The organism is Methyloglobulus sp. (assembly GCF_046714055.1).
Taxonomy (GTDB): domain Bacteria; phylum Pseudomonadota; class Gammaproteobacteria; order Methylococcales; family Methylomonadaceae; genus Methyloglobulus.
Genome location: NZ_JBKKBJ010000176.1, coordinates 1 through 8,665, shown reverse-complemented (window position 1 = coordinate 8,665; position 8,665 = coordinate 1). Strand labels below are relative to the sequence as shown.

9 protein-coding genes and 2 pseudogenes are annotated in these 8,665 nt (G+C 45.5%); 9 read left to right on the top strand and 2 right to left on the bottom strand.

Features of this window, described 5'->3' with window-relative positions; translation table 11 throughout:
• Positions 1 to 119 (top strand): annotated as a pseudogene (locus ACLQ6D_RS10620) (IS1 family transposase); the annotation flags it as partial.
• 6 nt (positions 120 to 125) lie between these two features.
• Here the strand turns inward: ACLQ6D_RS10620 and ACLQ6D_RS10615 are convergent.
• Positions 126 to 473 carry a POTRA domain-containing protein gene (locus tag ACLQ6D_RS10615; protein WP_411727255.1) on the bottom strand — a complete coding sequence of 116 codons (348 nt, stop codon included), beginning with the start codon at positions 471 to 473 and terminating at the stop codon, positions 126 to 128.
• Positions 474 to 823: 350 nt separating this feature from the next.
• On the opposite strand from ACLQ6D_RS10615, the gene ACLQ6D_RS10610 reads away from it, so the two are divergent.
• The 8 genes from ACLQ6D_RS10610 to ACLQ6D_RS10575 all read left to right on the top strand — a co-directional run bounded on the left by ACLQ6D_RS10610 (position 824) and on the right by ACLQ6D_RS10575 (position 8,406).
• On the top strand, positions 824 to 2,101 hold the full coding sequence (locus ACLQ6D_RS10610) for a formylmethanofuran dehydrogenase subunit B (RefSeq protein ID WP_411727254.1): 1,278 nt from the start codon (positions 824 to 826) through the stop codon (positions 2,099 to 2,101).
• The gene (locus ACLQ6D_RS10605; RefSeq protein ID WP_411727253.1) at positions 2,095 to 3,756 is read left to right on the top strand and encodes a formylmethanofuran dehydrogenase subunit A; all 1,662 of its coding nucleotides are present in this window, start codon (positions 2,095 to 2,097) and stop codon (positions 3,754 to 3,756) included. The genes ACLQ6D_RS10610 and ACLQ6D_RS10605 overlap by 7 nt, the downstream gene beginning before the upstream one ends.
• The gene (locus ACLQ6D_RS10600; RefSeq protein ID WP_411727252.1) at positions 3,753 to 4,586 is read left to right on the top strand and encodes a hypothetical protein; all 834 of its coding nucleotides are present in this window, start codon (positions 3,753 to 3,755) and stop codon (positions 4,584 to 4,586) included. The genes ACLQ6D_RS10605 and ACLQ6D_RS10600 overlap by 4 nt, the downstream gene beginning before the upstream one ends.
• 120 nt (positions 4,587 to 4,706) lie before the next feature.
• Positions 4,707 to 4,937, top strand: a complete 231-nt coding sequence (locus ACLQ6D_RS10595; RefSeq protein WP_411727251.1) for a type II toxin-antitoxin system VapB family antitoxin — start codon at positions 4,707 to 4,709, stop codon at positions 4,935 to 4,937.
• Complete coding sequence (locus ACLQ6D_RS10590) at positions 4,925 to 5,329, top strand: type II toxin-antitoxin system VapC family toxin (RefSeq protein ID WP_411727250.1); 405 nt, start codon at positions 4,925 to 4,927, stop codon at positions 5,327 to 5,329. The genes ACLQ6D_RS10595 and ACLQ6D_RS10590 overlap by 13 nt, the downstream gene beginning before the upstream one ends.
• A gap of 70 nt (positions 5,330 to 5,399) precedes the next feature.
• Positions 5,400 to 6,296 carry a formylmethanofuran--tetrahydromethanopterin N-formyltransferase gene (fhcD, locus tag ACLQ6D_RS10585; RefSeq protein ID WP_411727249.1) on the top strand — a complete coding sequence of 299 codons (897 nt, stop codon included), beginning with the start codon at positions 5,400 to 5,402 and terminating at the stop codon, positions 6,294 to 6,296.
• Entirely contained in the window at positions 6,293 to 7,105 is an 813-nt protein-coding gene (locus ACLQ6D_RS10580; RefSeq protein WP_411727248.1) for a formylmethanofuran dehydrogenase subunit C, read from the top strand. The genes fhcD and ACLQ6D_RS10580 overlap by 4 nt, the downstream gene beginning before the upstream one ends.
• Positions 7,106 to 7,365: 260 nt before the next feature.
• On the top strand, positions 7,366 to 8,406 hold the full coding sequence (locus tag ACLQ6D_RS10575; protein WP_411727247.1) for an STAS-like domain-containing protein: 1,041 nt from the start codon (positions 7,366 to 7,368) through the stop codon (positions 8,404 to 8,406).
• Between the two features lie 78 nt (positions 8,407 to 8,484).
• Here the strand turns inward: ACLQ6D_RS10575 and ACLQ6D_RS10570 are convergent.
• Positions 8,485 to 8,665 (bottom strand): annotated as a pseudogene (locus ACLQ6D_RS10570) (peptidase); the annotation flags it as partial.

The following is an 8,665-nucleotide window of genomic DNA, read 5'->3' as shown; positions in this document are numbered from 1 at the left end:
ATTTTCTTGCCAGGTTGCGCCGCAAATCAAAATGCTACAGTAAATGCCAAAAAATGCTGGAATACTCTGTTAGGCCACTGATGGCAAAATGGAATAATATGCTAGCTATATTAAATTAGCAATTCCTAATTTTTTTCGGTAAACGAGCCTTCCAGATAACCGCTTTCAAGAGCCAAGGATTCAATCTTGCTCTTCATGCTTTCGTACTGTCCATGATGAAGCGGGCTACCTTGTTTTAGGGGCAGTTCTTTTAACAAGGCTAAAAAATCGGGGTCGTTACGGGCATCTCCATTAATAAAAATATTGATGTCATTAACCAAAACCCGTTGCCCCGGATTGATATTAAAATCCGCCTTCCAGCAGTCCTTATTTAAAGCGAATGATTTTTTTATGGTGGCATGGTAATAACCTAATGCCCGTAAAGCATGGTTGATCTCTTGGTCAGAATCTTCAAAAGGCCTTGAATTTTCCATTTTGGCGTATCACATTTCTCTTTTGCTATGGATAAGGTCAACATCACGTTGTCCTTAATTTTCCCATCAATTCCTGAAACGGACACTTCGGCAAATGTTTCAGGCGTTAAAAAACAAAGCGCCAGAAGTAACGGCGCTGTGATTATGCTACCGATAACGGGGTTTCTTAAATAGTGCATTATCGGCAGACCTAGAACCAACACCATCGGCTGTCCATACGAAGGAGTGTTATATTAGCCTGGATTGGATAATTCGCTAAAACATAACCTAAACAAGGCAAAATTTTCGGTTATTCGAGTTAGAATAGTTTAGTTAATATGACATCGATTAAGCCAAGCAGGGGAGTGTGCGTGACTGTAATAACTGAAGTACCCAGCCCGTTTTGCGGGATTGGCACGGATGACCTGTCGATTCAGGTTGATGGTGTAGCCCTTAAGGTGATGGAAAACGGTTGCTTAGTGAATACGCCTGCTTTTGAGCATGCCATTGGCGATACCAGCCCTAGAGTCGCCGGAAAACTGGTCAGTCTTCAAGATGCCGTGACAAAAGCTGCCGCCTATCTTACTGACACCAAACAGCCAGTTATTGGCGGCTGTGCAACTGATGTTAACGGGATGCGGGCTTTATTGTCTTTGGCCGACCGATGCGGTGCTGTGGTCGATAATATGAACTTTACCTCAGCCCGAAATAACTTCCTGGCCTTGCAGGATTCCGGCTGGATGAACACCACTTTGGCGGAAGTCAAAAACCGTTGTGACCTGCTTTTGGTTGTCAGCACCGATCTGGAAAGTTTTGCCCCGCGTTTTTTTGAGCGTTATCTATGGGTTGATGAAACCATGTTTCTGGATGATACCAAGCAGCGCGAAGTGATTTATCTGGGCAAAGCGCCGTCAGGTAATGCTTCCACGTCTCCTGCCGGACAAAAGGCAAAAGTGTTAACTTGCGAAAACGAAGCCCTGCCTGAAGTCGTGGCGGTACTCAGGGCGTTGGTAAAAGGCCAAACCATTCGCGCTGAAGAAGTCGGCGGTATTGCAGTGGCGGAGCTACGAGCCATTGCGGACAAATTAAAAGCGGCAAAATATAGTGTGGTCACCTGGGCAGCTGGTGCTTTGGGATGCAGTCATGGCGAACTGACCGTGCAGGTTTTATCGGAAATGGTTAAGGACATCAACAGCCGTAACACACGAAGTTCCGGCCTGCCCCTGGCTGGGAAGGAAGGCGACCAGACCGCCAATCAAGTCTGCGGTTGGACTACTGGCTATCCTGCTAGGGTTCAATTTGCACGGGGTTATCCAGAATATGACCCTTTCCTGTACGATACCAACCTCATGCTCGCAAACGGCGAAGCGGATGTTTTGGTTTGGGTGAACGCATTCAATGTTAATGCTGTTCCACCCATGTGTGAGTTACCAACCATTGTGGTTGGGCGATCCGGTATGACCTTTACTAAAGAACCCGATGTGTTTATTCCGGTCGGTACGCCTGGTATCGACCATGCCGGACATGCTTACCGCACCGATAATGTGGTGGCAATTCGCCTGAAAAAATTGCGTGAATCCGGTTTGCCCAGTACGGCAGAAGTTTTAAGTGCCATCGAACACACGTTACAGGAAAACCAAGTATGTTGATAAAACTCACAGGTGGTAGGGTTTACGATCCGTCAGGTGGCGTTGATGGCGTTATCAAGGATATCTACATCAGGGATGGCCGTATCATCGACCAGCCAGCCGATGGACTTTGTGATAAGGAATACGATTTAAGGGGCAAGGTCGTGATGTCCGGTGCAATCGATATGCACACGCATATCGGCGGCGGCAAGGGCAATATTGCCAGGACGCTGTTGCCGGAAGACCATCGTCAGGATCCCGTCGCTCGCACAAACATTACTCGTTCCGGTAACGGCCATGCCATGCCCAGCACCTACGTGACGGGCTATCGCTACGCAGAAATGGGCTACACCGCAGGGTTTGAACCGGCGGTGTTGCCCGTTAACGCACGCCAAGCCCATATGGAAATGGCGGACATTCCCATTCTGGACAAGGGCGGCTATGTCATGTTGGGCAGCGACGACTACTTCCTGCGGATGCTGACCGCCAAAAAAGACCAGAAAGCCATCAACGATTATGTCGCATGGACGATCCATTCAGCCAAGGCGATTGGCGTCAAGGTCGTCAATCCAGGCGGCATCAGCGCATTCAAATTTAACCAGCGCAAACTCGATCTGGATGAACAAAATTGCCATTATGGCGTAACGCCCCGCCAAATCCTTCAGGTCTTGGCGACAGCGGTTAAGCAATTGGGTATCACCCATCCTTTGCACGTTCATGGTTGTAATCTCGGTGTTCCAGGCAATATGAACACCACGCTGGATACCATTCAAGGCATTGGCGGTTTGCCGATGCACCTGACCCATATCCAATTTCATAGTTACGGTACGGAGGGTGATCTCAAGTTTTCTTCCGGCGCGGCGCAAATTGCTGAGGCCGTCAATAACAACAAGAATATTACGATTGATGTCGGGCAAATTTTGTTTGGTCAGACGGTTACCGCATCCGGTGACAGCATGTGCCAACATGCCAACCATAAACATGCCAGCCCCAATAAATGGGTGTGCATGGACATCGAGTGCGATGCCGGTTGCGGTGTCGTGCCGTTCAAGTACCGGGATCAGAATTTTGTCAATGCCCTGCAATGGGCGATAGGCTTGGAGACTTTCTTGTTGGTGGACGATCCCTGGCGTATTTTCCTGACTACAGACCACCCTAACGGTGCGCCATTCACCAGCTATCCGCATCTGATCCGCTTGTTAATGGACAGGACGTTCCGTAATGACGTGTTAGCGACTATCCATCCAGAAGCGCAAAAAATGACGACTTTGGCTTCAATCACCCGTGAATACAGCTTGCAGGAAATCGCCATTATGACCCGTGCGGGTGCGGCAAAGCTGATCGGTTTAAAAGACCGTGGTGGCTTGAGCGCAGGAAACTTTGCCGATATTACGGTGTATACCGATAACACCAATCGCCAAGCCATGTTTGAAAAACCCGATTATGTGTTCAAAGATGGTGAATTGGTGGTGGTTGACGGAAAGGTCGTACACACAAAATGGGGTACAACCCATGTCGTCAGGCCGGACTTTGATCCCGCAGTGGAAAAGGATTTGAAATCGTATTTTGACCGCTATCTCACCATGAAACTGGGTAACTTTAAAATCAGCGATGATGAAATTACGGAAGATGGGCGGGGGAGCATTACGGTTCATCCAACGGTTAAATCACTATGAACCAAGACATCAATTCGGCATGGGCTGCTGTGGTTCCAATACTAAAAAAATTTAATTACTACGATATTAAGGATATTGTCGGGCTTGCTGGGTTTAATATGACAATCCTCAATGGTTTAGGTTATGACGATTGGCGACAACAAAATACAGGTACAGATCAGCTTGTATCAGAAATAGGGGGTTATTTTCCACGCGATGATAACGAATTTAAGAGTCGTTTTTTACATATCGTCATAGAAGAAATTTTAAGCGGCAAATTCAAGCTAAATAGTAACTTCAGTCATGAACAACGAAACTTAAAAAAGAGATTGAAATACTGTCTTAACCGATTAGGCTGGCAACTTATTGACAATAAAGTCTTGCCTATTGAGATTTTAGACATATCAGATTTAAACGAGTTAGAGCCGTCTGCACGGAATGATTTGGTTAAAGCTGCAACAAAATTTAGAGATGGTGATTTAAGTGGCTCAGTATCGTCTGCATGTGCTGCCGTTGATAGTGTAACTGAGCGATTATATCGAGAAAAAAATCTTGGCGATGTAAAGAAAAGTTCTTTTCGAGAACGATGTGCCAAATCACTAGAAGCAGTAGGTGTTTTTGAAGCTATTGATCGGCAACTTATTGAAATTGAATGGAAGAATTCTAATATTACCCAATTCAAGAGCAATCTAAAACAATCTCTCAATCAAGCGGCTTTTGTAATGCAGACACTAAGAAGTGATATGTCAGATGTTCATGGGACAAAGCCTGTCATAAAACCATTGGTTTTTGATAGCATAAAGTGGTCACAGATAATCGTCCGATTGTTAAGTGAAAAATATAATGATTAGAACTATATCTTGGGTTTAAAGTGAGCGGCATAATGCAATAGTGAGCTCATGCTATGCTCTATGGACATTATTGCCAACTTAATTATTGAAGCCAATTAGTATCAACAACAGGATTTAACCATGCAACAAACAATCACTATAAACGACACCTTATTAGAAAATGCCTCACAGTGCGTGGGTCTTGAGGATGTTAATGAAATTATTAATATGGCTCTGCATGAGCTAATCACAAATCATCAAGCCATTGGTAAGCGCCGTCAACCACCTGTTTCCATTGCTGGTAAAGGCAAGATAATCGGCGATTTAATAGAACCCTGCGTTGATAATGAGGATTTTGAATGCCTGAAATAGTCGTATTGGATACGCATATTTGGGTATGGTGGTTAAATGATAAATTCAGTTATTTATCGGCACAACAAATTGACTGCATAGAACAAACCGAACGGGTAGCTGTTTCGATTATCTCTTGTTTTGAAATAGCGCAATTGGTAAAACGCGAGCGTTTGATTTTGCCTTTGCCGACTAATGAATGGTTACAAGAGGCATTAGCGCCTGCTAGTATTGATTTATTGCCGTTATCACCCGCCATTACGTGCCGCGCCGTTGATTTATCAGATATTCATAAAGACCCTTTTGATCGAATGATTATCGCCACAGCGTTGAACTATCAGGCTAAATTAATGAGTGTTGATAGTCATTTTAAAAATTATCCCGAATTACAGGGTTATTTGCTTAACAGTTAGGCCAAAAACTCGCTAATTAGTTAGTCCAGCCCGAGATGCTGAAAAATAGTTCAAAAATGAGCATAACATCATGATTATCAACGGCGTAACCATCGACGCAACCTTTGCCGAAGCCTTCCCCATGAAGGCAACCCGGGCGATCATCACGGCACAGAATGAAAAATGGGCCATGATTGCGGCGCAAGCCATGACGGGTTTTGCAACATCGGTTATCGCTTGCGGCTGTGAAGCCGGTATCGACAGGATTCTGGATGCCTCGGAAACCCCAGATGGCCGCCCTGGTGTCGCCGTCATGATTTTTGCGATGGGCGGCAAAACCTTGGCAAAACAGCTTGAAACCAGGGCAGGGCAGTGCGTTCTGACATCCCCCACCTCGGCCTTGTTTGCTGGGATTGAGAGCGCCATAAAAATTCCGCTCGGTAAAAATCTGCGTTATTTTGGCGACGGATTTCAGATTGCCAAAGTCATCTCAGGTAAACGCTATTGGCGTATTCCCGTTATGGACGGCGAATTTTTGACCGAAGCGACCACGGGGCAAGTCGATGCCGTCGGTGGCGGTAACTTCCTGGTATTGGGGCAATCCCAGACACAAGTATTGACGGCGTGCGAAACGGCTATCGAGGCCATGAATAAAGTCCCCAGCGTTATTATGCCGTTTCCTGGGGGCGTGGTGCGTTCGGGTTCTAAAGTCGGTTCCAAATACGCGGCGCTGAATGCCTCAACCAATGATGCGTTTTGTCCTACCTTAAAAGGCATGACCAAAACCGAACTTTCACCTGACATTGAGTCCGTTATGGAAATTGTGATTGACGGCTTAAGCAAAGAAGATATTGATAAAGCCATGCGAGCGGGCATTCAAGCTGTTTGCGACCTGGGTGCAGACTATGGCATCAAACGCATCAGCGCCGGGAATTATGGCGGCAAGCTAGGGCCATTCCACTTCCATTTGCAGGAGATCATGGCATGAGCGCTTTGACTTTTACGCTGAAATACCAACCCAAACAACGTGTCGATATGTCACTCTTGGTACCTGCTAATTTGTCCGGCAAGACAGTGAATGAAATCGCAGATCTAACCTTACAAAGCGGCAAACAACAAATTTCAGTCGGCGAATTGTTCAACATTTCTGGAGACGACACGCAAAACATTACCATAAACAATAGTTTTGGTAAGCTGGACTTTATCGGCAAAGAACTCGATGGTGGAACCATTACCGTGACCGGCGATGTGGGGGCATATCTCGGCATGGGCATGAAATTTGGCGAAATCAAGGTATCCGGCAATGTCGGTCTGTATGCCGCTTGCGAAATGAAAAAAGGTTATCTTGAAATTTCCGGCAATGTGGGTGATTTTCTCGGAGCTGCGCTGCCCGGCAACAAAATGGGGATGAAAGGCGGTACTATCCTCATCAAAGGTAATGTTGGCGACCGTGCGGGCGATCACATGCGTCGCGGCACTATTCTTATCGAAGGTAATGCGGGCGAATATTGCGGTTCGCGGATGACTGCCGGAACCATTGCGGTGATGGGTAAAACAGGCCGCTATTTAGGCTACGCCATGCGCCGTGGAACCTTATTGTTATGGAAGCAGCCCCAGTTACCAGCCAGTTTTAATGACTGCGGGGCGCATACCCTGGGTTTCCTGCCATTACTGTTTGCGTCATTTAAAAACAGAAACTCTAAATTTGCCGACGCATCCTCAGCTTTCAACCGGGTTCAACGCTATGCGGGCGATATGTCGGAAATGGGAAGGGGTGAGGTGTTGGTAAGGTTATAATTCAAGGAATGTAGGTAATTTAGGCTAGATCGAGGAACGAAACACAGTATTCTGAGACTTAGATTTGCTGAGTTTCAGCAATTTCTTCAACCCCAGCCTTCGGTTGATTCGTAATGACGGATAAAAAGGCTGATTGTCGCAGCGCTTCAGTTTTGCATGACTATTAATTGTTGAAACTATTTAGCTTCATGCGTTGCGGTTGACAAAATTTGACATATAGTTGACAATGATTACGATTATGGTTGACAAAATAGCAAGGCATGACAAACATTCGAGATAGAGGAACGGAGGTTCGGCGGTTCATTATTGATAATGTACAGAATCACCCATCGGATATTGTTAAAGTTACTGTTAAAAAGTTTGGATGTTCGCGCCAAGCTGTAAATAAACATATACAACTTCTAATAGAAGAGGGTGCAATCACTGAAACTGGTAAGACTAGGAATAAGGTCTATGGTTTAGCGCCACTCGCCAAATGGGAAAAAGCCTATCAACTACCTTCGAATGTTACCGAGGATCAGGCATGGCGTGAGGATATTTCCCCCTTATTAGGTTCAATGCCAGCTAATGTGTTGAATATTTGGCACTATGGCTTCACTGAAATTTTCAATAATGCCCTTGAGCACTCAAGTGCGGCACATCTCTTGGTAACATTCCAGAAAACCGCTGCTAGTACCGAGATTACGATAGACGATGATGGGGTCGGGATCTTTAAGAAAATTCAAGCAGCCCTTGGTCTACTAGACGAACGTCATGCTGTGCTTGAATTAGCGAAAGGTAAGTTTACCACCTCCCCAGCTAACCATTCAGGTGAAGGCATATTTTTTAGCTCCCGCATGTTTGATGATTTCACGATCCTATCTGGAGGAGTTTTCTTTTCACATGACTTCAACGAAAAAGAAGACTGGATACTACAATCTGAAGGAAACACTAGTGGAACTTGTGTGCAAATGGAGCTTCGTAACCATACCGCTCGAACGACTAAGAAGGTGTTCGACAAGTTTTCGGTTGGCGAAGATTATGGTTTCACAAAAACAGTAGTCCCAGTGAATCTGACCCAGTATGGTGATGACAATCTTGTTTCCAGGTCACAAGCCAAGAGGTTGTTGGTTCGTATCGAAAGTTTTAAGGTCGTTGTGTTTGACTTCGCTGGAGTTACTTCAATCGGTCAAGCATTCGCAGATGAAGTGTTCAGGGTTTTTGCCCGCCAACATCCCGAAATAGAAATTACAGCAATCAATACTGGCTCGGAAGTAAAACGCATGATTTCCAGGGCGCGAGTGCACGATAACCCAATGTAAGCGTATTTATAGCTGGCTACATTCAGCTAAAATTAAGCAACTACTGCCATTGGTAGAGGAATAATTAGCACTATAGCCCTACAACGTAACCGGCATAGGTTTAACGGTCCCTTTATTTAAGCCAGGTAAAGCTGCAACCGCTTCGCGCAGCTTCGCTTCCCAACTACGCCTTAGTTGCTGCAAATAATTATCGTCGTCGTCAAAACAATAATATTCATCAAAACTAAAGCTGTCTTTGCGGTAAATCAGCATTTCTACT